The sequence below is a fragment of the Enterobacter sp. CM29 genome (assembly GCF_013179605.1).
In the GTDB taxonomy this organism is placed as follows: Bacteria; Pseudomonadota; Gammaproteobacteria; order Enterobacterales; family Enterobacteriaceae; genus Enterobacter; species Enterobacter intestinihominis.
Genome location: NZ_JABMCU010000055.1, coordinates 1 through 22,799, shown reverse-complemented (window position 1 = coordinate 22,799; position 22,799 = coordinate 1). Strand labels below are relative to the sequence as shown.

Sequence of the window (22,799 nt, the reverse complement as noted above, 5' to 3'; positions counted from 1 at the left end):
TCAGTTTATCCAGCAGCGGTTCCAGCTGATCGTCCGCCAGCAGCGTGACGGCCTTTTTATCCCCCGACGTCAGGCTGTTAAGCGGCTTCGACAGCTGATACGGGTTCTGCTGAATAAAACGGTTGGCAATTTCACCAATCCGCGAGTTGAAGCGGTAGGTGGTGTCCAGATCGCTGCGATCGCCTTCCCCAAAATAGTGATGGAAGGCCGTCGTGAGGGAAAGTTGCGCCCCGCTGAAGCGGTAGATAGCCTGCCAGTCATCGCCCACGGCAAACAGCGACGTATGTTTATTCTGCGCCCGCAGCGCCGAAAGCAGCGCAGCGCGCTGCGGCGAAATATCCTGAAACTCATCCACCAGAATGTGTTTCCACGGACTGACGAAGCGCCCTTTCTCCAGAATGATAATGGCCTGATGGATTAGCCCGGAAAAATCGACCGCGTTTTCGTCTTTCAGCGCGGTTTTCCACGCTTTCAGCATCGGCGCCATTAGCTTTACCCGCTTAGAAAACACGGCGCGGATCGCTTCCGGTGCGCTTTCTATCATCTCCGCCTGAGAGCCGCCGTGCATGCGCATCAGGCTTACCCACCGGTCGAGACGAGAGCCCAGCCGGCGCGCCAGCTTTTCATCCTGCCAGAAGCTGCCCTCCGGCACCTCCCAGTTGAGTTCCTCTTCAAGCCACTGACGCCAACCTTTCGCCTGCGCCTTTTTTTCACTGCACTGCTGACGCCATGCCTTGATAAACAGCGCCTGGCGAGCCTGAGCATCATTCTCCAGCTTGCTGACAACAGGGACTTTTTTGCTGCCCTGTTGAATAATGTGTAAAGCGAGGGAGTGGAACGTGCGCGCCGAGATATCCTGGGTATGCAAACGCGCCTGAATGCGCTCATCCATCTCCTGCGCCGCCTTGCGACCAAAAGCCAGCAGCAAAATCTGGTCGGCAACTGCCTCGCCCGTTGTCAGAAGCCAGCCCGCGCGCGCCACCAGCACCGACGTTTTGCCGCTCCCTGCGCCTGCCAGCACCAGTAAAGAGTGCTCGCCATTCACCACTGCGCGCGCCTGGGCAGGATTGAGAGGCGATGATTCCACCGTACTGAAGAAATCGGCATATTGCGTAAGCATCGCCTCAGTCCAGGCCTGGTTATGCGCCAGACGGCTTTTCTCGATATCGCTAAGCCAGGCCTGACACTTCCGCCACGCATCGCGACAGTTATCAAATTCCTCAAGCCGCGCCACCGGTAAAGGCAATGCCGTCAGCGCCTGGGTGATTTTTTGCTGAAGCCCGGCGGTTTGCTGGCGCGTCAGCCACTTCTGCTGCGTATTGCTTAGCGCGATATCGTCCAGCACCTGATGCAGCACCTGTGCGGCAATCACGCTCATCTCCTGGCTCCACTGGTGCCAGCGCATGTTCAGATGATGGTGGAAGCGTTGGGTTTCCGCCCACTCGGTCCCGTGGAGTCGCACCACTTTCTCTGCCGGTAGAACGAACTCCAGCTCCCCCCATACCAGCCCTCGTTTACAGTGAATGGCCAGTAGCTGATTAAACGGAATAAGGTATTCGTGGCGTTCACCGGAGACTTTCACTCCCGCATTAAGAAGCACAACCTTGTCGTAAGGGTGCTGCGCCAGGCGTTTGCCCATTGAAGTTGCTTTCAGTTCCATATCCTGCCGGATCCACGAGGTCATAATTTGTCAGACAGTTTAACTGCCAGTTTTAAGGTGCTCCAGCCCAAAAAAACGTTACAATCACCGGGCGTTAATCATATCGAAGGAAATGAGGGTTTATGCGTACCGTTCTGAATGTGTTGAATTTTGTCCTTGGCGGTTTTGCCACCACCCTTTCCTGGCTTTTTGCCACCCTGGTGAGCATCGTGCTTATCTTCACCCTTCCGCTGACGCGCTCCTGCTGGGAAATCACCAAACTGTCCCTCGTTCCTTATGGAAATGAAGCCGTGCACGTGGATGAACTGGAGCCGGAAAGAAAAAATGCTCTGATGAATACCGGCGGCACGCTGCTGAATATTTTATGGCTAATCTTCTTTGGCTGGTGGCTGTGTCTGATGCATATCTTCGCCGGTATCGCCCAGTGCATTACGATTATTGGCATTCCGGTTGGCCTCGCTAATTTCAAAATTGCCACCATCGCCCTGTGGCCGGTAGGACGCCGAGTTGTTCCGGTCGAAGTCGCGCAAGCCGCGCGTGAAGCCAATGCCCGTCGTCGTTTTCAGTAATAAGGACTGGCCGCTCTCATGCTAAGCCCCCTGCTTCGTCGCTATACATGGAACAGTAACTGGCTGTATAACGTCAGGATATTTATCGCCCTCTGCGGCACCGTCGCTCTGCCGTGGTGGCTGAATGATGTGAAGCTCACCATCCCCCTCACGCTTGGGGTGGTGGCCGGCGCGCTGGCGGATCTCGACGACCGCCTGGCCGGTCGTTTGCGTAATCTGGTCATCACGCTGGTCTGCTTCTTTATTGCTTCCGCCTCCGTTGAGCTGCTTTTCCCGTGGCCCTGGCTGTTTGCCTTAGGGCTGACGGTGTCCACCAGCGGCTTCATTTTGCTCGGCGGCCTCGGGCAACGCTACGCCACTATCGCGTTTGGCGCCCTGCTGATTGCCATTTACACCATGCTGGGCGTCTCTCTTTACGATCAGTGGTATCAGCAACCGGTCCTGCTGCTATTGGGCGCTATCTGGTATAACCTGCTGACCTTAACCGGGCATCTTATTTTTCCGGTTCGTGCCTTACAGGACAACATTGCCCGCAGTTACGAACGGCTGGCCCACTATCTTGAGCTGAAATCCCGGCTGTTTGATCCGGATATCGAAGAGGACAGCCAGGCGCCCCTGTACGATCTGGCGCTGGCAAATGGCCAACTGGTCGCCACGCTGAATCAGACCAAAGCGTCTCTGCTCACCCGTCTGCGCGGCGATCGCGGTCAGCGCGGTACCCGGCGCACCCTGCACTACTACTTTGTTGCCCAGGATATTCACGAGCGCGCCAGCTCCTCGCATGTGCAATACGCTGACCTGCGCGAGAAATTCCGCTACAGCGACGTGATGTTCCGTTTCCAGCGTCTGCTGTCGATGCAGTCTCAGGCCTGCCAGCAACTTGCGCGCTCAATACTGCTGCGCACGCCCTATCAGCACGATCCTCGCTTTGAACGCGCATTCAGCCACCTGGATGCGGCGCTCGATCGCGTTCAGGCCAGTGGAACTTCGCCGGAACAGTTCAAAGCCCTGGGATTCCTGCTCAACAACCTGAGAGCCATCGATGCTCAGCTCGCCACCATTGAGTCTGAACAGGCGATGGCGATGCCGGGCAATGACGCTGACAACCAGCTTGCCGACGACAGTCTCAACGGTTTCAGCGATATATGGCTGCGCCTGAGCCGTCATTTTACGCCGGAATCCGCCCTCTTTCGCCATGCGGTAAGGATGTCGTTGGTACTGTGCGTTGGCTACGCGTTTATCCAGATAACAGGATTGCACCACGGCTACTGGATCCTGCTGACCAGCCTGTTCGTCTGCCAGCCGAACTATAACGCTACCCGCCATCGACTCGCGCTGCGTATTGTCGGGACGTTAGTCGGGGTCGCCATCGGGCTGCCGGTGCTCTATTTTGTACCCTCAGTAGAAGGGCAACTGATCCTGATTGTGATTACCGGGGTACTGTTCTTCGCCTTCCGCAATGTGCAGTACGCTCACGCCACAATGTTCATCACGCTGCTTGTGCTGCTCTGCTTCAATCTGCTGGGTGAAGGCTTTGAAGTGGCCCTCCCCCGTGTGATCGACACGCTGATCGGCTGCGCCATCGCCTGGGCGGCGGTGAGCTTTATCTGGCCGGACTGGCGTTTCCGAAATTTACCGCGCGTGTCCGACAGAGCAATGAACGCCAACTGCCGCTATCTGGACGCTATTCTTGAGCAATACCATCAAGGTCGCGATAACCGTCTGGCCTATCGGATTGCCCGTCGCGATGCGCATAACACTGATGCAGAGCTGGCTTCCGTTGTCTCGAATATGTCAACTGAGCCGCGCGCCACGGCAGAAATCCGGGAGACAGCCTTCCGCCTGCTGTGTCTGAACCACACGTTCACCAGCTATATCTCTACCCTTGGCGCCCACCGAGAGAAACTGACGAATCCGGGCATCCTGGCACTGCTGGACGATGCCGTTTGCTACGTTGATGATGCGCTTCATCATCAACCTGCGGATGAGCCACGGGTTCACCAGGCACTGGATGAACTGGTGCAACGTATCGCACACCTTGATCCAGGCACCGACAACAAAGCTCCGCTGGTCCTTCAGCAAATTGGCCTGCTTATCGCTTTGCTGCCGGAAATTTGTCGGCTGCGACAGCAGATCGCTACCTGGCGGAATGATGGCCCTGCGACTCAGGCAGCGCATTAAACCACTCCGTAAGCTCCCGGCGAATATCCGCCGGGAGTGCCGCTTCATGTAACCCTTCAATCGCGCCTTCAAGCGCGAACAATACCCGGATACTCAGCGCTTTATTCTTAGAGCGCATTTTCAGCCAGCTCGTCTTCGCCCCCAACTGTCGTAGCGTCTCTTCATTAGTAATGCCCGCCTCCATAAGCAGGACCTCAATCTGAAAGGTCAGGTTCGGCAGATCTTTAAGCCGGTTACGCTGATGGCGCTGGTAGCGCTCTTTCCTGGCGGCATCGAGCGCAAACGAGGAGAGCTGAAGCAGTTTTTCCCTGTTTTGCCACAGACCTTCATCCACACGGTAGTAATTAAGCAGCACAGGACGTCCTCGTTTCATCAGGGTCAGAAAAGAAGAGGCGTTTTTTACACAGTATTTTGCACTTTGCTCACAGGCGCGAAGGTAAAGCTCACCGTCAGACACCATCGCGAACACCGCTTCATCCACGGCCAGGGTATAACCGCCAAACAGGGCGCGATGATGAATTTCGCCCAGCGGAGAGAGGTATTCTTGAGATTGATAAATCCGATCATAAGATATCTTTTTCATGATAATTCCATTAAAAATCATACAGTAACAACGATATTTCTTACTAACGGATCCGTTAGCAGGAAAATAGGCAACTTATTGCCGTTGGGCAAGATGATTTTTTCAGGTTCACCAGGAATGGATGAAATTTGCGAGTCGCTTTCCGAAAATGAGGTTGATCTTTATGCATACAGGGGTTACTGTATATCCATACAGTAACCACAGGGCTGGAATGAATATGTACACTTCAGGCTATGCAAATCACTTAACACCTTCTACTTCTGCCGCAGGCAATGCTGCGCAGAATTCTATCGGGCGTGAATCGACAGGGCTTATCAGTGAAGTGGTTTACCGTGAAGACCAGCCGCTGTTGACACAACTCTTACTCCTGCCGCTTTTGCAGCAGCTCGGGCAACAGTCTCGCTGGCAGCTCTGGCTGACGCCACAGCAAAAATTAAGTCGCGAATGGGTTCAGTCGGCTGGGCTGCCGTTAGCGAAGGTGATGCAGATTAATCAACTCTCCCCTTGCGATACGGTCGAGTCGATGGTCCGGGCATTACGTACCGGGAACTATAGCGTCGTGATTGGGTGGTTGCCTGAGGATCTGTCGCAAGAGGAACATTTGCGTCTGACTGAAGCGGCTGAAGAAGGTAACGCGATGGGTTTCATCATGCGGCCAGTTCGTGGAGATTCCTATCGCAGAGGACAACATCCCGGGCTAAAAATTCACTCAAATGTGTACCATTGAGTCATTTTAAGAGTTTTCCTGGAATTTTTTTCGACCGCAGTATGCAAAAAAAGTTCAACGCGCCAAAACTGCGGCAAGGCTTGTCTGACGCGGTTCTCGTTAATTTTACTGCACAAAATTCGTTCAAAAATTGTTAAATATTAGGTATACGGAACTTTTTTTTTCATATGCCTGACGGACTTCACACTTGTAAGTTTTCAGCTACGTTGTAGACTTTACATCGCCAGGGGTGCTCGGCCTAAGCCGAAGATATCGGTAGGTTTATATTTGACCACGCCCCCCGGTGAAGGATTTAACCGTGATTCCTCCGATGGAGATATTCATGGCAAATTTTGGATGATAACGAGGCGCAAAAAATGAAAAAGACAGCTATCGCGATTGCAGTGGCACTGGCTGGCTTCGCTACCGTAGCGCAGGCCGCTCCGAAAGATAATACCTGGTATGCAGGTGGTAAACTGGGCTGGTCTCAGTTCCATGACACCGGTTGGTACAACAGCAGCCTGAACAACGATGGCCCTACTCACGAGAGCCAGCTGGGTGCAGGTGCGTTCGGTGGCTATCAGGTTAACCCGTATGTTGGCTTTGAAATGGGTTACGACTGGTTAGGTCGTATGCCTTACAAAGGCGACAACGTAAATGGCGCTTTCAAAGCTCAAGGCGTACAGCTGACCGCTAAACTGGGTTACCCAGTAACTGACGATCTGGACGTGTACACCCGTCTGGGCGGCATGGTATGGCGTGCAGACTCCAGCAACAGCATCGCTGGTGACGACCACGACACTGGTGTTTCCCCAGTATTCGCTGGTGGCGTTGAGTGGGCAATGACCCGTGACATCGCTACCCGTCTGGAATACCAGTGGGTTAACAACATCGGTGACGGTGCTACCGTTGGTGTTCGTCCAGACAACGGCATGCTGAGCGTTGGTGTTTCTTACCGTTTCGGTCAGCAGGAAGATGCGCCAGTCGTAGCTCCAGCTCCGGCTCCAGCGCCAGAAGTACAGACCAAGCACTTCACTCTGAAGTCTGACGTTCTGTTCAACTTCAACAAAGCTACCCTGAAACCAGAAGGTCAGCAGGCACTGGATCAGCTGTACACCCAGCTGAGCAACCTGGATCCTAAAGACGGTTCTGTAGTGGTTCTGGGCTTCACCGACCGTATCGGTTCTGACGCTTACAACCAGGGTCTGTCTGAGAAACGTGCTCAGTCTGTAGTTGATTACCTGGTATCTAAAGGTATCCCAGCTAACAAGATCTCCCCACGTGGTATGGGCGAATCTAACCCAGTTACCGGTTCTACCTGTGACAACGTGAAACCACGCGCTGCACTGATCGACTGCCTGGCACCAGATCGTCGCGTAGAGATCGAAGTTAAAGGTATCAAAGACGTTGTAACTCAGCCTGCGGCATAAGTTATCGTCTTATAAAAAAACCCCGCCATGCGGGGTTTTTTATTATCTGAAGAAAAGTAAAAAGCTTATTTTTTACCTAACAGTGCCTGTAGATCGTTTTTCAACGTCGACATCTGGCTGGCATACTTCTCTTTGTGCTCGGCATCTTCAATCAGCTGCACCACCGTTTCCGACAGGGTTTTCCCGCGCCGTTGCGCAAGCCCGGCCAGACGCTGCCAGACCATGAATTCCAGGTCGATGGATTTCTTACGGGTGTGCTGATGCTCGGCATTGAAATGCCGTTTACGACGAGCACGGATAGTTTGCTTCATCCGGTTTAACAAGGCCGGATTAATGTGTTTCTCAATCCAGCCGTTGACCTGTACCGGTTCGTTTTCGAGGGTCAGCAACATATCCACAGCTTCTTGTGCCGCGCTGGCTTCGATGTAGCAGGTGATCAGCTCCCCTTCACGGTGCTTTTTGACCAGGTACTTCCATTTCCAGCCGCTTTCGAGGTTTTCCAGTTGTTGATATTTCATTGCGATCTCAGTGTTACCGTGTAACTCTGTTCAGAATATCAGTTTTTTGGCAATCTGCTGAAAAGAAATCATATCCTGTGAAACGTCGCAGGCGATCCGCATGACGAAAACCCGAATCCTGATTGGGCAGAGTGCGCCGCTTACGGTATACTCCACGGTTTTACTTCTGACTAAAAAACATCAACTTTGACCATTACGAAACTTGCATGGCGTGACCTGGTTCCGGATACCGAGAGCTATCAGGAGCTGTTTGCACAGCCAGACCTCACAAAAGAACACAAATTCATACTTAGCGAGACACAACCGCGTTTGCATTACGCGCTGGAGCAGATGTCATCCCCATGGGCTACATCTCCTTTCATGCTGCTCAAAGCCCCGGAAGAAGCCGAGTATCTGACGCTTCTCGGTGATGCCATGCGCCAGTTGCAGCCAAAAACGAATGCCGTTTTTGGTGGTCAGTATCATATTGCCGGTCGCGACGTGACATTCGAACCTGCCACGCAGACAGATGGATTGTTCGCTGCAAAAGGCGAGGTGATCACCGCCAACTGGGTGGAAGCAGAACAGTTGTTCGGCTGCCTTCGTCAGTTCAATGGCGATGTTTCACTGCAACCCGGGCTGGTACACCGCGCGAATGGCGGCGTATTGCTCATCTCCCTTCGCACACTGCTTGCGCAGCCGCTGCTGTGGATGCGCCTGAAAACGGTGGTGACGCAGCAACGTTTTGACTGGGTAGGCTTCGACGATTCACGTCCTCTGCCTGTTTCCATTCCGTCTATGCCGCTGTCGCTGACCGTCGTGCTGACGGGTGACCGTGAATCACTGGCTGACTTCCAGGAAATGGAGCCAGAACTCGCGGAGCAGGCGGTTTACAGCGAATTTGAAGACAATATTCAGATTGCAGATGCCGATGACATGGCGCAGTGGTGTCAGTGGGTTATGGCCGTGGCGGAACGTTCCGCGCTGCCCTCACCTGCCGAGGATGCGTGGCCGGGCTTAATCCGAGAGGCCGTACGCTACACCGGCGATCAGGAAACCCTGCCGCTCTGTCCGCTCTGGATCGGCAAACAGCTGCGTGAAGTGGGCGTTATCAGCGGCAATGGTACGTTCAACGGTGAGCAACTGAGCCAGATGCTGGCCCAGCGTGAATGGCGCGAAGGCTATCTTGCTGACCGTATGCAGGATGAAATTCTGCTTGAACAGATTCTGGTGGAGACCGAAGGCGAACGTATCGGGCAAATCAATGCCTTGTCCGTCATCGAGTTCCCCGGGCACCCACGCGCCTTTGGTGAGCCTTCCCGTATCAGCTGTGTCGTACACATTGGTGACGGCGAATTTACCGATATCGAACGCAAGGCCGAACTGGGCGGAAACATTCATGCCAAAGGCATGATGATCATGCAGGCATTCCTGATGTCTGAACTTCAGCTCGAGCAGCAGATCCCCTTCTCTGCCTCGTTGACCTTTGAGCAGTCCTACAGTGAAGTCGACGGTGACAGCGCCTCAATGGCAGAGCTGTGCGCCGTGATCAGCGCGCTTGCAGACGTGCCGATTAACCAGAATATTGCGATTACCGGGTCTGTGGATCAGTTTGGCCGTGCCCAACCGGTGGGAGGACTGAATGAGAAAATCGAAGGCTTCTTCGCAATCTGCCAGCAGCGCGGTTTAAACGGCAAACAGGGCGTGATTATTCCGGCACCTAACGCTCGCCATTTGAGCCTGAGCCAGGCGATTCTGGATGCGGTAGAGCAGGAACAATTCACTGTCTGGGCCATCGAAGGGGTTGAGGATGCACTACCCTTACTGACAAACCTGGTCTGGGACGGCGAAGGCCAGACAACCCTGATGCAGACCATTCAGGAACGTATAGCTCAGGCGACACAGCAGGATGCTCGTCATCGTTATCCGTGGCCGTTACGCTGGTTAAGTTGGTTTAGTGCGAACTGATCGGACTTGTTCAGCGTACACGTGTTAGCTATCCTGCGTCCTTCACTAAAATAAGGCTTACTGAGAACATGGTAGATAAACGCGAATCCTATACTAAAGAAGACCTTCTTGCCTCTGGTCGCGGTGAACTGTTTGGCGCGAAAGGCCCGCAGTTACCAGCCCCAAATATGCTGATGATGGACCGTGTCGTGAAAATGACCGAAACCGGCGGCAACTTTGATAAGGGTTACGTAGAAGCAGAACTCGATATCAACCCGGACCTGTGGTTCTTCGGTTGCCACTTTATTGGCGATCCGGTAATGCCTGGCTGCCTGGGCCTCGATGCCATGTGGCAGCTGGTTGGCTTCTATCTGGGCTGGCTTGGCGGTGAAGGCAAAGGCCGTGCGCTGGGCGTAGGCGAAGTGAAATTCACCGGTCAGGTTCTGCCTACCGCGAAGAAAGTCACCTACCGTATCCATTTCAAACGCATCGTTAACCGCCGTCTGATTATGGGCCTGGCGGACGGTGAAGTGTTGGTTGATGGTCGTCTGATCTATACCGCGAACGACCTGAAAGTGGGTCTGTTCCAGGATACCTCCGCTTTCTGATAACAGCTTTTAGCCCCTTCCAGAAAGGCGAAACCTCCGCATTGCGGAGGTTTCTTTTTAAAGAGACGGTATCAAGCAAGTACTGCCCTGTCTCCGATGGCTTCTCGCCAGCCCCCTAGCCATTGGGACCTTTGATTCAGGGCCTGATAGGGACACATTTCTTTAGAACGTCCGGCGATGCCAGCCTGATAACCACGTTGATGAGCCCTTTCCAGGCGATCTCGTTTCTGTCTCTTCATGCCTCGTTTCCCTCATTCTTTTGTCTGGTGGAAAGAAAACAGTGGTTGCAATATGTGCAAGCACAGTTAACGAATACCCCGAATCTGCGTCAGCGTCAACGTTCAAAATTCATACGGGTGTCATATTTGTGAGCTACATGGAAGATCGTTTGTACAAAAAGTGTGATGCGGGACAAGTAACAACCTGAACGTAAAACGAAAAAAAAGCCGCAATCAGCAAGAAGCTGAGTGCGGCTTTCGTCGATGAATTTTACTTATGGCAGGCGGGAAATCTCTCTTGCTATAGTAGCCGACTCCTGTGCCCATCCCTGCGCAAGTACTTTCACCATTTCGTCATAGCCATCTTTCTGCTGCTTGAGTTCAAGATGGAAAGGACGCTTAATCAGCTGACCCTGGTGATTCAGCAGCCACTCCCCGCTGATAACAACGGCACCATCATAGCGGCCATGGAATCCCGTCACGTTAACATTCAGAGTGTCCTGATCGCTTCCCAGAGGCTGCGAGGCAACGACCCAACCGGGGAGATGGCTGCTCAGATTCGCCACCAGCGTATTGCGTAGCTGCTGATCCAGCGGGCTGGCCCACAGGTTATTGTTGGCGATTACATACTGCACATCGCTGGTCTGGTAGACCACCCCGTTGCCCGCCAGGTAATCTGGCACGGCAACCTGCTCAACCCAAAGCAGACGGCTGCCCTGCGAGGCGCTGCTCTGCGCCCCCGACTGCGCGCTTAACGGCAGCTGGTAGTAGCTTTTGTTATCGCTTCCAGAGCTACAGGCCGTTAATACCAGTGCGCCTGCGATGATTAGCCATTTTTTCATTGTTTCGCCCTCTTAGGCTCAGGATCCTTTTTATCTTTCGCTTCAAACACCAGCGCGTTGCTCTTTTCATTGAGCGTTTTCAGAACGGGCTGTAGCTCGCGTAAAACCTGATCAAGACGTTGCATATCCGCCACCATCTTGTTGTAGGCCGCTGAGCCCGGCTGGAAGCCCTGCATACTGCGATTCAGTTCACGCAACGTTTTCTGCATATCCTGCGGCAGTTGCTGCATGGACTGGTTGGCCGTGATCTTGTTGATATTATCCAGGGTAGTTTGCAGACGTTGCATCGTCGCCTGGCTCTGATGCAGTGATCCCGTCGCAGCCTCAAGCATTGGATTCAGCGGCAGATTGTTGATCTTATCCAGCGTTTCCATCAGACGCTGTTGGATCTGCGCCAGGCCACTGCTGACCGTAGGAATGATTTTGTAGCCGCCAAATTCACGGACTCCCGTCATAGGTGGCGCTTTTGGATAGAAGTCCATATCGACATACAACGCCCCTGTCACCAGGTTGCCGGTTTTCAGCGAGCCACGCAGACCGCGATTCATCAGGTCGCTGATATGCTCCCCAATATCCTGATCTTCACCTATCTGGTTAATTAAACGCTCAGGCTCAATGCGTATCAGCACCGGAATACGATAATCATCATCAAGCATTTGCTTGAGTCCCGGAACAAAGTAAGGAACTTGCCCCACTGTACCCAGACGGATACCGCGGAACTCAACTGGCGCCCCTGGCTGCAAGCCGCGTACAGAGTCCTTAAAGAACATCAGATAATCGATGTGATCGGTATAGAGCGCATCCTGAATGCTTTTTTGATCGTCAAACAGTCTGAACGCGGTTTTTTCCGCCACCGGTTGTCCCAGATCTATACCTTCCGGCACGTCAAAACTGACGCCCCCACCAAACAGCGTGGTGAGTGAACCCATCTCAACGCGCATCCCCGCAGAGGTCAGATCCACAGCGATCCCACTGTCTTTCCAGAAACGAACGTTACTGGTCACCAGTCGGTCATTAGGCGCATTGATAAATAGCTGATAGCTGATGGTCCGTTTTTGCGGATCGAAGGTGCTCGTTTCAACCGAACCGACACGATACCCACGGAACAGCACCGGATCGCCCGGCGAGAGCTGGCCCGCTTTTTTGCTGTCCAGAATGACGCGGATCCCTTTTGCATCCGGTGGCGCAAGCGGCGGTGAATCCAGCAACTGATAGTTTGCTGGCTGGGCGCCTTTATTGCCGGGCTGGAGTTCAATGTAAGCCCCTGACAATAGCGTCCCTAAGCCGCTGATCCCTTCTCTTCCGACCTGCGGTTTCACCACCCAAAAAACGGAATCTTCATGGAGCAGTTTTTCCATGCCAGCATTCAGGCGGGCCTTAATTTCAACATGGGTTAAATCATCCGTCAGGGTCGCGCTTTCCACGACACCCACATCCACGCTGCGGCTCTTGATGGTGGTTTTTCCGCCCTCAATTCCCTCTGCATTGGTGGTAATTAGCGTGACTTCCGGTCCCTGATGGCTGTAATGATAAAACAGGATCCATGCACCGATCAGCGCGGTCACGATGGGGAAAATCCACACCGGCGACCAGTTTCTGACCTTCTGCACTTTAGCCTCTCCACTCTTATTTTCCATGCTCTTACTCTTCCTCATGGCTTGAATCGGGCTCACGATCCCACGATAAACGAGGGTCGAAGGTCATGGCCGCAAACATGGTCATAATGACGACCAAAGCAAACATCAGCGCTCCCATAGCGGGATAAATACTCATCAGCCCACCCATACGCACCAGCGCTGAGAGAACCGCAATCACGAACACGTCAATCATCGACCAACGGCCAACAAATTCCACGACCTCATAAATCAGATGCATGCGCTCACTGTCACGCTTACCGTGCCCTTTTGCATCCCAGCAAAGCCAGGCAATGGCAATCATCTTTAAGGTCGGAACCATAATGCTGGCGAGAAATATGACGCCTGCAACAGGGTATGACCCTTCGCTCCACAGCAAAATCACCCCGGCAAGGATGGTCGAGGGCATTCTGTCGCCGAGCAGATCGGTGATCATGATCGGCAAAATATTGGCGGGCAGATAGAGCATGACAGAGGTCACCAGCAGCGCCATGGTCCATTGCAGGCTATTTTTGCGTCGGACGTGACCTTTTGTTTCACAGCGGGGACACACCTCGACATCCGCGGGCAGCACGGCGGTGCAGCAGGAGCAGGAGCGCAGCCCCTGACGGATACCCGGTACGCCCACCTTTACCGTCTGCGAGAGCGTCGGTGCCGGGGCAATATCGTCCCAGGTCCAGCGTCGGTCCACGCACTGGAAAGCGCGCAGTTGCAGCACGCAATACAGACACCACGGAATAAAGCTACTGCCAATCCCCACATCGCCGTAGGCCATCAGCTTCACGAAGCTGACCAGGATACCCGCCAGAAAAATTTCCGCCATCCCCCAGCTTTTCAGCTGGAACAGGATCCGCGCGAGTTTGATTTTAAGGGCGGTGGGCATCCTGACGCGATTGACCAGTAGCAGAATGACGACCAGGCAAAAAGCCGGGACTATCTGCACGAACAGAAGAAAGAAGGTGCCAAGGCTGGCGTAATCTTCCGAGAACATCACGCCTGGAATTTCCAGTAACTCCACCTGGCTTACCATCCCACCCACTTTCATAGAGATGAAAGGGAAGAGATTGGAGAGCAGTAACATGAACAGGGCTGCCAGCGCGTAAGCCGTAGGACGCTGCCTTGGCGCGTCCCACTCGGTCGTCAGCGTAGCTCCGCAGCGCGGGCAGGCAGCCTTATGTCCGTGACCAAGCTCTGGCAACGCCACGAGCATATCGCATTGCGAGCATAAAATATGCCGATCGGCATGGTGCTGGTCACACATAGATTATCCCTGTTTATGCGCCGTTTTTCAGAGACTCAAGGTACTCCCAGCGCTCAAATGCCTCTTCCAGCGCCTGCTCGGCCTGGGAGAGTTCAGCCAATACTTTCTGAGTATAGTCGTGAGGCTGCGTAAAGAATGACGCATCAGCGACCTGAATTTGCAGTGCTTCCAGTGCCGCTTCCAGCTCTTCCAGACGCTGCGGCAGTCCTTCCAGCTCGCGCTGCAAGTTATAGCTCATTTTAGCAGGAGACTTTTTGACAGTTTCTGCTTTCACAACAACAGGTTCAGCGACATTTTTGGTCTTCGCCTGTTTTTGCGCCAGCGACTGCGATTGCTGTCCACGCGCGTCATGATAGCCGCCCACATATTGACCGATACGTCCTTCGCCTTCGAAGATCCAGCACTCGGTCACGGTGTTATCGACAAATTGACGATCGTGGCTGACCAGCATCACGGTTCCCTGATAGCCATCAATCAACTCTTCCAGCAGTTCCAGCGTTTCGACATCCAGATCGTTCGTCGGTTCATCGAGAATCAGTAAGTTACTGGGTTTCAGGAACAGGCGCGCCAGTAAAAGACGGTTACGCTCACCGCCGGACAGCGCGCGCACAGGCGTCAGGGCGCGTTTTGGGTGGAACAGGAAGTCCTGAAGGTAGCCCAGCACGTGACGCGGCTTGCCGTTAACCATCACCTCCTGTTTACCCTCTGCGAGGTTGTCCATCACCGTACGGTCCGGATCCAGCTCTGCGCGATGCTGGTCAAAGTACGCTACTTCCAGCTTGGTACCACAGTGAATACGACCGCTGTCTGCCTGCAACTGGCCCAGCATCAGTTTCAACAGCGTGGTTTTGCCGCAGCCGTTTGGACCAATAAGCGCAATTTTGTCGCCGCGCTGAACCTGTGCGGAGAAATCGTTCACCAGCACTTTGCCGTCAACCGAATAACTCACGTTCTCCATTTCGAAGACAATCTTGCCCGAGCGGGACGCCTCTTCCACCTGCATTTTGGCGCTACCCATGACTTCACGGCGTTCGCTACGTTCGCGGCGCATCGCCTTCAGGGCGCGAACGCGGCCTTCATTACGGGTACGACGCGCCTTGATGCCCTGACGGATCCATACCTCTTCCTGCGCCAGCTTGCGGTCGAACTCGGCATTTTGCAGCTCTTCCACGCGCAGGTTCTCTTCTTTCTCCAGCAGATAGGTATCGTAATCGCCCGGATAGGTCACCAGCTTGCCGCGGTCGAGGTCGACAATGCGCGTGGCCATGTTGCGGATGAACGAACGGTCGTGGGAGATGAAGATAATGGTGCCATTGAAAGTTTTCAGGAACCCTTCCAGCCAGTCAATCGCTTCGATATCCAGGTGGTTCGTTGGTTCGTCCAGCAGCAGTACCCTGGGCCCGCTCACCAGGGCACGGCCCAGCGCGGCTTTACGCAGCCAGCCGCCGGAGAGCGCCGACAGCTCCATATCCGCTTCCAGGCCAAGCTGAGCCAGCACTTCGTTAATGCGGTTTTCCAGCTGCCACAGGCCGTGGTGATCGAGCATCTCCTGCACTTTTGCCAGCTCGTTGAGATTTTTGTCGCTCGGGTCGGTCATGACCAGATGCGAAATCTCGTGGTAGCGCTTGAGGTATTCCGCCTGCTCTGAAATTCCTTCGGCAACAAAATCGTACACGCTGCCGGTAACGTTACGCGGCGGATCCTGTTGCAGACGAGAGACGACCAGATCCTGCTCGTAAACAATACGGCCGTCGTCCAGCCCCTGCTCACGGTTGAGGATTTTCATCAGCGTCGATTTACCTGCGCCGTTACGGCCGACCAGACAGACGCGCTCGTTATCTTCGATATGCAGCTCTGCATTATCGAGAAGCGGTGAGTCGCTGAAAGAGAGCCACGCGCCGTGCATACTAATTAAAGACATTTATTTTTCCTTTCAGACCGCGGAGATCAGCCAGCAGTTGTGGATTTGACGGTTACGGGCAAAGTCCTGAGACAGCGTTTTTTGGCTGATTTCTTGTGCTTTAAGTCCCAGTTCGGCCAGGCCGTCGTGATCCATGCGGAATCCGCGCTTGTTATTCGAGAACATAATGGTGCCGCCTTTACGCAGCAGACGCTTCAGGTCGGTCATCAGGCGCAGGTGATCGCGTTGAACGTCAAAGCTATCCTCCATACGCTTGGAGTTAGAGAAGGTCGGCGGATCGATAAAGATCAGATCAAACTGCTCGTCGGTATCGCGCAGCCAGCCCAGCACGTCGGCCTGTAACAGGCGATGCTGACGACCGGTTAAGCCGTTAAGACGCAGGTTGCGCTCTGCCCACTCCAGATAAGTACGGGACATATCGACCGTGGTGGTGCTACGCGCCCCGCCAAGCCCTGCATGAACGCTGGCGCTGCCGGTATAGGAGAACAGGTTCAGGAAGTCTTTTCCCTTACTCATCTGTCCCAGCATGCGGCGGGCGATGCGGTGATCGAGGAACAAACCGGTATCAAGGTAATCGGTCAGGTTAACCCACAGGCGCGCGTTATATTCGCCCACTTCGATGAAGTCGCCCTTCTCGCCCATCTTCTGATACTGGTTTTTGCCTTTCTGACGCTCACGGGTTTTCAGCACCAGCTTGTTTGGCGAAATGCCGAGTACGGCGATGGTGGCCGCAATCACATCCAGCATACGCTGACGCGCTTTTTGCGCATCAATGGTTTTCGGCGGGGCGTATTCCTGAACCACCACCCAGTCTGCATAGCGGTCAACCGCCACGTTGTATTCCGGCAGGTCAGCGTCGTAAAGGCGATAACATTCGATGCCTTCCTGCTTCGCCCACTTCTCAAATTTCTTCAGGTTTTTGCGCAGACGGTTGGCATAATCTTCCGCCACGCCAGACGGTTTGCTGTCCGCTGCTATCTCTGCCAGATGGTAGTTTTTCTGCACGCAGTCCAGCGGGCCGTTTTTCGCCTTGAACTGGCGATCGGCACGTAATTGCAGGCAGCTCAGCAGCTCCGGCGAGGCGCTAAACAGGGAGAGGTTCCAGCCGCCGAAATGCGCTTTCATGTTGCGGCCCAGCAGGCTGTGTAGCGCAATCAGCGCTGGCTCGCTGCCAAGACGCTCACCATACGGCGGGTTGCTGATCACCGTACCGTACGGGCCTTTTGGCAGCGGATTGGTCAGGTTCGCCACATCTTTGACGTCGAAGGTCACCAGCTCACCGATACCGGCACGACGGGCGTTGCTGCGCGCGCGTTCAATCACCCGTGGGTCGTTGTCCGAACCGTAAAAGTGAGAGGTGTACTCCGCCAGCCCTTTACGGGCACGGGTCTGCGCGTCGTCTTTGACCTCTTTCCAGAGGGCTTCATCGTGCTGCGCCCAGCCTTTGAAGCCCCACTGTCCACGATGCAGCCCTGGCGCGCGGTCGGTGGCCAGCATCGCGGCTTCAATCAGCAGCGTACCGGAACCGCACATTGGATCGAGCAACGGCGTACCCGGCTGCCAGCCGGAGCGCATCACGATAGCGGCGGCCAGTGTCTCTTTGATTGGGGCCATGCCGGTGCGATCGCGATAGCCGCGCAGATGCAGGCCTGCGCCGCTCAGATCCAGGGAAATACTGGCAGTGTCGCCGTTCAGCCAGACGTTGATACGCAGATCCGGGTTTTCACGATCTACGTTCGGACGTTCTCTATTACGACGCGTGAAGCAATCCACAATGGCGTCTTTGACGCGCAGGGCACCGTACTGGCTGTTGCGGATCTCATCGTTGACGCCGTTGAAATGCACCGCAAAGGTGGCGTCCGGGGTGAAGATCTCTGTCCAGTCGATCATCTGTACACCGGTGTAGAGATCAAGATCGCTGTAGACCTTGCACTCTTTCATCGGCAGCATGATGCGCGACGCCAGACGGCTCCACATCAGGCTCTGGTAAATAAGCCGCGTGTCGCCCTCAAAATGGACACCACCCTGAACCACCTGGCACTCTTTCGCGCCCAGGGTTTCCAGTTCAGTTTTTAACAGCTCTTCCAGCCCACGGGCCGTACTGGCAAACAGAGAATTCATATCGTCACTTTTACTCATAGAAAATTGTCGCGCATTATAGCTAATATGGCGTGTATGTCATAAAGTTGAAGGCTTATTTTATTTAGCGGGAGTGTGCAGTGGCGACGTTATCCAGGCTTTTTATTCATCCGGTGAAATCCATGCGCGGTATCGGCGTGACGCACGCGCTGGCCGATATGAGCGGATTCGCCTTCGATCGTATTTTTATGATCACCGAGCCTGACGGTACGTTCATCACCGCACGTCAGTTCCCGCAGATGGTTCGCTTTACGCCTTCCCCGCTTCATGACGGATTGCATTTGACCGCGCCAGACGGTTCAAGCGTCGTGATCCGCTTTGCTGATTTTGCGCCGGTTGAAGCGCCAACGGAAGTGTGGGGCAATCATTTTACCGCGCGTATCGCGCCGGATAACATTAACCAGTGGCTGAGCGGCTTTTTCTCACGTGACGTTCAGCTGCGCTGGGTTGGGCCTGCGCTGACTCGTCGCGTGAAACGCCACGACGCGGTTCCCCTCTCCTTTGCGGATGGTTTTCCCTTCCTGCTGACCAGCGAGGCCTCGCTGCGTGATTTACAAACCCGTTGCAAAGCCAGCGTGCAGATGGAGCAGTTTCGCCCGAATCTGGTGGTGACCGGAGCGGATGCCTGGGATGAAGATACCTGGAAAGTGATCCGCATCGGCAGCGTTATCTTTGATGTCGTGAAGCCGTGCAGCCGCTGTATTTTTACCACCGTCAGCCCGGAGAAAGGCCAGAAACACCCTTCCGGCGAACCGCTGAAAACCTTGCAATCATTTCGTACCGCGCAGGATAACGGTGATGTCGACTTCGGCCAGAACCTGATCCCCCGCTCCAGCGGCGTAATCCGCGTGGGCGACGAGGTCGAAATTCTTACCCGCGGGCCTGCAAGAGTGTACGGCGCAGGCCAGGAAGAAGAAATGGTTGACGTTGTCACCAACGTCGCTTCCGCGGTGGATATTCACTGGGAAGGCAAAGTTATTCGTGGTAACAATCAGCAGGTGCTACTGGAACAGCTGGAGCAGGCGGGTATCCGCGTACCTTATTCCTGTCGCGCGGGGATTTGCGGATGCTGTCGCATTAAACTGGTCGATGGTGAAGTGAGTGCCCTGAAGAAATCTGCGATTGGCAGTGACGGCACGATCCTGTGCTGTAGCTGTGTACCGAAAACATCCGTACAGCTGGAAGCTTAAACCGCCTGTTCGAGGCTGAAGGAATCGACGCGCAGCTGAGGCTTCAGCCTGTCATTCATCACTTTGATGGCATCACCTAACTGCATGACTCGCCCGGCAATGGTCACGCCGGGTTGGGCCAGCAAACAGAGCGCAGCGTTTTCACCGGGTTCAACCACCAGCAAATTCACCTCTTCTTCGGTATCGCTCAGATTGACGCTGGCCGCATCGCCGATAGCCGGGGTCCAGCTCATACCGTGCGCGAGGAAATGCCAGCTTTTCGGCATTTGTGGTTTCAGGAAACGGATCGCCACCAGCGCATTTAGTACCAGTTCAGCGCGCTGTTCTTTGGAGAGATTGAAGTCGCGGCATTTTTCTTCAAAAGAGAAATAGAGTGCAGCGTCGTCAACGCAAAAGCCTGAGGGAGCAAACGCGTCTGGCGTTAACATTCGGCGCGCAAAACGAGAGCGAAACAACATGCCATTGGCTAAGTCGAGCATCATACGGTCATGCTCGTCACAAAAATACCAGCGCCAGTTATCGTCAGGTTTAATTCGCATGTTTCTCTCCCGTCCCCAAAACGTCCTGTACTAAAAATGTCCTGTTTGCCGCTTCGCTTATAACACTAGTAATAAAAGACTATAATGTCTAAATAAGCAACAATGACGGAATATAAAACAACCAGGGCTGGAAATAAAGCCCTGGTTGTCTGATTAAGAGAAAAGATTAGATATGCGTGACAATTTCTTTAATCAATGGCGGCCCTTTAAAAATAAAGCCGGAATAAATTTGCACCAGTGAAGCCCCTGCCGCCATCTTCTCACGTGCAGCGATGACGGAGTCAATGCCACCCACGCCAATAATCGGCAGCTGGCCTTTTAATTCCGCGGAGAGTGCGCGAATAATTTCGGTGCTTTTTAATTGTACCGGACGGCCACTTAATCCACCCGCTTCGTCACAGTTTTTCATTCCCTGGACGAGGGAGCGATCGAGCGTTGTATTGGTCGCAATCACACCATCAATATTATGGCGAACTAAACTGTCGGCAACCTGGATCAATTCCTCTGCCGAAAGATCCGGGGCGATCTTAACCGCGACCGGAACATATTTATGGTGGATCGCCTGTAGTGCCGTTTGTTTATTTTTAATGGCGCTAAGAAGATCGTCAAGCGCTTCGCCATATTGTAATGAACGCAGCCCTGGGGTGTTAGGCGAGGATATATTCACCGCGATATAACCGGCATAGGCATAGACTTTTTCCATACAAATCAGATAGTCATCTTTACCCTGCTCGACTGGCGTGTCTTTATTTTTGCCAATATTAATACCCAGCACACCATCAAAATGGGCTTTCTTAACGTTCTCAACCAGATGATCGACGCCAAGGTTATTAAAGCCCATGCGGTTGATCAGCCCCTCGGCTTCAACCAGGCGGAACAGACGTGGCTTGTCATTTCCCGGCTGCGGACGCGGCGTCACTGTCCCGATTTCGATCGAGCCAAAGCCCATCGCGCCGAGTGCATCAATGCATTCGCCATTTTTGTCCAGTCCGGCCGCAAGGCCCAGTGGATTTTTGAACGTCAGGCCCATGCATTGGACGGGTTTTTCCGGCACGTTTTGACGCACCAGCGCGGCCAGAGGCGTTCCTGTAATACGACGTAACTGCTGAAATGTAAATTCATGAGCGCGCTCAGGATCGAGCTGGAAAAGGGCTTTACGAACGAAGGGGTAGTACATGAACTCTCCTGGATTCCCGGTGTGCAAACCGGGAGGGGATTATGTGCGATCCCGCCCGGAAAGGGAATTGACCTGTGGCAAAAAAAGCCATGTAAAACGCAATCGTTTACTTATCGGTTCGCTTCTTATGCTTTTTTCTGCATTCATCCTGAGGATAAATCATTTAGTGGAATAACCACGCAATGTCACACTCCTGAAAATTGTTATGAATGTTAGATAAAAGCAAACAATTAGTTATAAGGAGCAACCATGCGCGTCATTACCCTGGCCGGAAGCCCCCGCTTCCCCTCTCGATCCAGCGCACTGCTGGAATACGCTCGCGAAAAGCTTAATGCTCTGGATGTCGAAGTGTGTCACTGGAATTTGCACAATTTCGCGCCTGAAGATCTGCTCTACGCACGTTTCGACAGCCCGGCGCTGAAAACCCTGATCGAACAACTTAAGCGTGCTGACGGGCTGGTCGTCGCGACACCAATTTATAAAGCCTCTTTTTCCGGTGCACTGAAAACGCTGCTCGATCTGCTGCCCGAACGCGCGCTGGACGGTAAGGTCGTCCTGCCGCTGGCCACAGGCGGTACGGTAGCCCATTTACTGGCGGTGGATTATGCCCTCAAGCCAGTTCTGAACGCGCTGAAAGCGCAGGAGATCCTGCATGGCGTCTTCGCTGACGACTCACAGGTAATCGACTACCAGCATAAACCGCATTTCACGCCGAATCTGCAAACCCGCCTCGACAGCGCGCTTGAAACCTTCTGGCACGCCCTTAATCGCCGGGATCGCCACGCGGCGGCATTTCATCAATCACAAGGAGTGGCGCATGTTTAAAACAGTTACCCGTATCGGGCTGGCAGGTCTGCTGGCAGTGGCATCGCTGGCTCAGGCGGCGGAGAAAACGCCGGAGAGCCTGCGTATCGGTTATCAGAAAGGCAGCGTCAGCATGGTGCTGGCGAAAAGCCATGCGTTGCTGGAGAAACGTTTCCCGCAGACCAAATTCTCATGGGTCGAGTTCCCTGCCGGACCGCAGATGCTGGAGGCGCTGAACGTCGGGAGTATTGATTTAGGCAGCACCGGCGATATCCCGCCGATCTTTGCCCAGGCGGCCGGGGCGGATCTGGTTTACGTTGGCGTTGAACCCGCCAAGCCGAAGGCAGAGGTTATTTTGGTGCCGGAAAACAGCGAGATCAAAAGCGTCGCCGATCTCAAAGGCCATAAGGTTGCTTTCCAGAAAGGTTCCAGCTCGCACAACCTGCTGCTGCGCGCGTTGCAGGAGGCCGGCCTTAAATTCACCGATATCCAGCCCGTTTACCTGACGCCTGCCGATGCGCGCGCGGCGTTTCAGCAAAAAAATGTTGATGCCTGGGCTATCTGGGATCCGTACTACTCCGCCGCACTGTTGCAGGGCGGTGTGCGGGTGCTGAAAGACGGCACCACCCTGAAACAAACCGGTTCGTTCTACCTGGCGGCACGTCCTTACGCTGAAAAAAATGGCGCATTTATTCAGCAGGTGCTGGATACCTTCTCTCAGGCCGATGCGCTGACCCAAAGCCAGCGTCAGCAGAGCATCACGCTACTGGCAAAAACCATGGGCCTGCCTGAACCGGTGATCGCCACCTATCTTGACCACCGTCCTCCCACCACCATAGCGCCGGTTGACGCCCACGTTGCCGCCCTCCAGCAGCAAACGGCAGACCTCTTTT

Annotated in this window: 20 protein-coding genes; 9 read left to right on the top strand and 11 right to left on the bottom strand. The window is 54.1% G+C overall.

Going from position 1 to position 22,799, the window contains the following annotated elements; translation table 11 throughout:
• On the bottom strand, positions 1–1,660 hold a 1,660-nt coding region (helD, locus tag HP459_RS09335), incomplete at its 3' end, for a DNA helicase IV (RefSeq protein WP_171936139.1).
• A 122-nt stretch (positions 1,661–1,782) separates the two neighbouring features.
• On the opposite strand from helD, the gene HP459_RS09330 reads away from it, so the two are divergent.
• Complete coding sequence (locus tag HP459_RS09330; RefSeq protein ID WP_022647660.1) at positions 1,783–2,229, top strand: YccF domain-containing protein; 447 nt, start codon at positions 1,783–1,785, stop codon at positions 2,227–2,229.
• A gap of 18 nt (positions 2,230–2,247) precedes the next feature.
• The gene (gene yccS, locus HP459_RS09325; protein WP_063147650.1) at positions 2,248–4,410 is read left to right on the top strand and encodes a YccS family putative transporter; all 2,163 of its coding nucleotides are present in this window, start codon (positions 2,248–2,250) and stop codon (positions 4,408–4,410) included.
• On the opposite strand, the gene HP459_RS09320 is transcribed toward yccS, so the two are convergent.
• Positions 4,367–4,993: a TfoX/Sxy family DNA transformation protein gene (locus HP459_RS09320; RefSeq protein ID WP_023299743.1), complete on the bottom strand. Its 627-nt coding sequence runs from the start codon at positions 4,991–4,993 to the stop codon at positions 4,367–4,369. The two genes, yccS and HP459_RS09320, sit on opposite strands and share 44 nt — an antisense overlap.
• A gap of 217 nt (positions 4,994–5,210) precedes the next feature.
• On the opposite strand from HP459_RS09320, the gene sulA reads away from it, so the two are divergent.
• Positions 5,211–5,720 carry an SOS-induced cell division inhibitor SulA gene (gene sulA, locus HP459_RS09315; RefSeq protein ID WP_032610196.1) on the top strand — a complete coding sequence of 170 codons (510 nt, stop codon included), beginning with the start codon at positions 5,211–5,213 and terminating at the stop codon, positions 5,718–5,720.
• A 356-nt stretch (positions 5,721–6,076) separates the two neighbouring features.
• Positions 6,077–7,129 (top strand): porin OmpA, encoded by a 1,053-nt coding sequence (ompA, locus tag HP459_RS09310; protein ID WP_017694761.1) that lies wholly within the window; start codon positions 6,077–6,079, stop codon positions 7,127–7,129.
• Positions 7,130–7,194: 65 nt separating this feature from the next.
• Here the strand turns inward: ompA and matP are convergent, their stop codons facing one another.
• Positions 7,195–7,647 carry a macrodomain Ter protein MatP gene (gene matP / locus HP459_RS09305; protein WP_006809347.1) on the bottom strand — a complete coding sequence of 151 codons (453 nt, stop codon included), beginning with the start codon at positions 7,645–7,647 and terminating at the stop codon, positions 7,195–7,197.
• Between the two features lie 186 nt (positions 7,648–7,833).
• Here matP and HP459_RS09300 point away from each other — a divergent pair, with 186 nt between their 5' ends.
• Both HP459_RS09300 and fabA read left to right on the top strand, forming a co-directional pair.
• Positions 7,834–9,594 (top strand): Lon protease family protein, encoded by a 1,761-nt coding sequence (locus HP459_RS09300; protein WP_171936138.1) that lies wholly within the window; start codon positions 7,834–7,836, stop codon positions 9,592–9,594.
• Between the two features lie 68 nt (positions 9,595–9,662).
• On the top strand, positions 9,663–10,181 hold the full coding sequence (gene fabA / locus HP459_RS09295) for a bifunctional 3-hydroxydecanoyl-ACP dehydratase/trans-2-decenoyl-ACP isomerase (RefSeq protein WP_000227926.1): 519 nt from the start codon (positions 9,663–9,665) through the stop codon (positions 10,179–10,181).
• A gap of 71 nt (positions 10,182–10,252) precedes the next feature.
• On the opposite strand, the gene rmf is transcribed toward fabA, so the two are convergent.
• The 6 genes from rmf to rlmKL all read right to left on the bottom strand — a co-directional run bounded on the left by rmf (position 10,253) and on the right by rlmKL (position 18,178).
• Positions 10,253–10,420, bottom strand: coding sequence for a ribosome modulation factor (gene rmf / locus HP459_RS09290; RefSeq protein ID WP_003858162.1), 168 nt, complete (start codon positions 10,418–10,420; stop codon positions 10,253–10,255).
• Positions 10,421–10,674: 254 nt separating this feature from the next.
• Positions 10,675–11,241: a membrane integrity-associated transporter subunit PqiC gene (gene pqiC / locus HP459_RS09285; RefSeq protein ID WP_126314757.1), complete on the bottom strand. Its 567-nt coding sequence runs from the start codon at positions 11,239–11,241 to the stop codon at positions 10,675–10,677.
• Positions 11,238–12,878, bottom strand: a complete 1,641-nt coding sequence (pqiB, locus tag HP459_RS09280) for an intermembrane transport protein PqiB (RefSeq protein ID WP_022647653.1) — start codon at positions 12,876–12,878, stop codon at positions 11,238–11,240. Before pqiB ends, pqiC begins: the two co-directional genes overlap by 4 nt.
• A 4-nt stretch (positions 12,879–12,882) precedes the next feature.
• Positions 12,883–14,136: a membrane integrity-associated transporter subunit PqiA gene (pqiA, locus tag HP459_RS09275; RefSeq protein ID WP_022647652.1), complete on the bottom strand. Its 1,254-nt coding sequence runs from the start codon at positions 14,134–14,136 to the stop codon at positions 12,883–12,885.
• Between the two features lie 13 nt (positions 14,137–14,149).
• Complete coding sequence (locus HP459_RS09270; protein WP_045308863.1) at positions 14,150–16,057, bottom strand: ABC transporter ATP-binding protein; 1,908 nt, start codon at positions 16,055–16,057, stop codon at positions 14,150–14,152.
• 12 nt (positions 16,058–16,069) lie between these two features.
• A complete protein-coding gene (gene rlmKL, locus HP459_RS09265; protein ID WP_032622253.1) occupies positions 16,070–18,178 on the bottom strand; it encodes a bifunctional 23S rRNA (guanine(2069)-N(7))-methyltransferase RlmK/23S rRNA (guanine(2445)-N(2))-methyltransferase RlmL in 2,109 nt (702 codons plus the stop codon).
• 98 nt (positions 18,179–18,276) lie between these two features.
• Here rlmKL and HP459_RS09260 point away from each other — a divergent pair, with 98 nt between their 5' ends.
• A complete protein-coding gene (locus HP459_RS09260) occupies positions 18,277–19,386 on the top strand; it encodes a YcbX family protein (protein ID WP_022647649.1) in 1,110 nt (369 codons plus the stop codon).
• On the opposite strand, the gene zapC is transcribed toward HP459_RS09260, so the two are convergent.
• Together zapC and pyrD are read right to left on the bottom strand one after the other, a co-directional pair.
• Positions 19,383–19,925, bottom strand: a complete 543-nt coding sequence (gene zapC / locus HP459_RS09255) for a cell division protein ZapC (RefSeq protein WP_023299740.1) — start codon at positions 19,923–19,925, stop codon at positions 19,383–19,385. The genes HP459_RS09260 and zapC overlap by 4 nt on opposite strands.
• A gap of 166 nt (positions 19,926–20,091) precedes the next feature.
• Complete coding sequence (pyrD, locus tag HP459_RS09250) at positions 20,092–21,102, bottom strand: quinone-dependent dihydroorotate dehydrogenase (protein WP_015570907.1); 1,011 nt, start codon at positions 21,100–21,102, stop codon at positions 20,092–20,094.
• Positions 21,103–21,351: 249 nt separating this feature from the next.
• On the opposite strand from pyrD, the gene ssuE reads away from it, so the two are divergent.
• Entirely contained in the window at positions 21,352–21,927 is a 576-nt protein-coding gene (ssuE, locus tag HP459_RS09245) for an NADPH-dependent FMN reductase (RefSeq protein ID WP_022647647.1), read from the top strand.
• Positions 21,920–22,799 (top strand): sulfonate ABC transporter substrate-binding protein (locus HP459_RS09240; RefSeq protein WP_171936137.1); only part of this gene is annotated, 880 nt, incomplete at its 3' end. The genes ssuE and HP459_RS09240, both read left to right, overlap by 8 nt.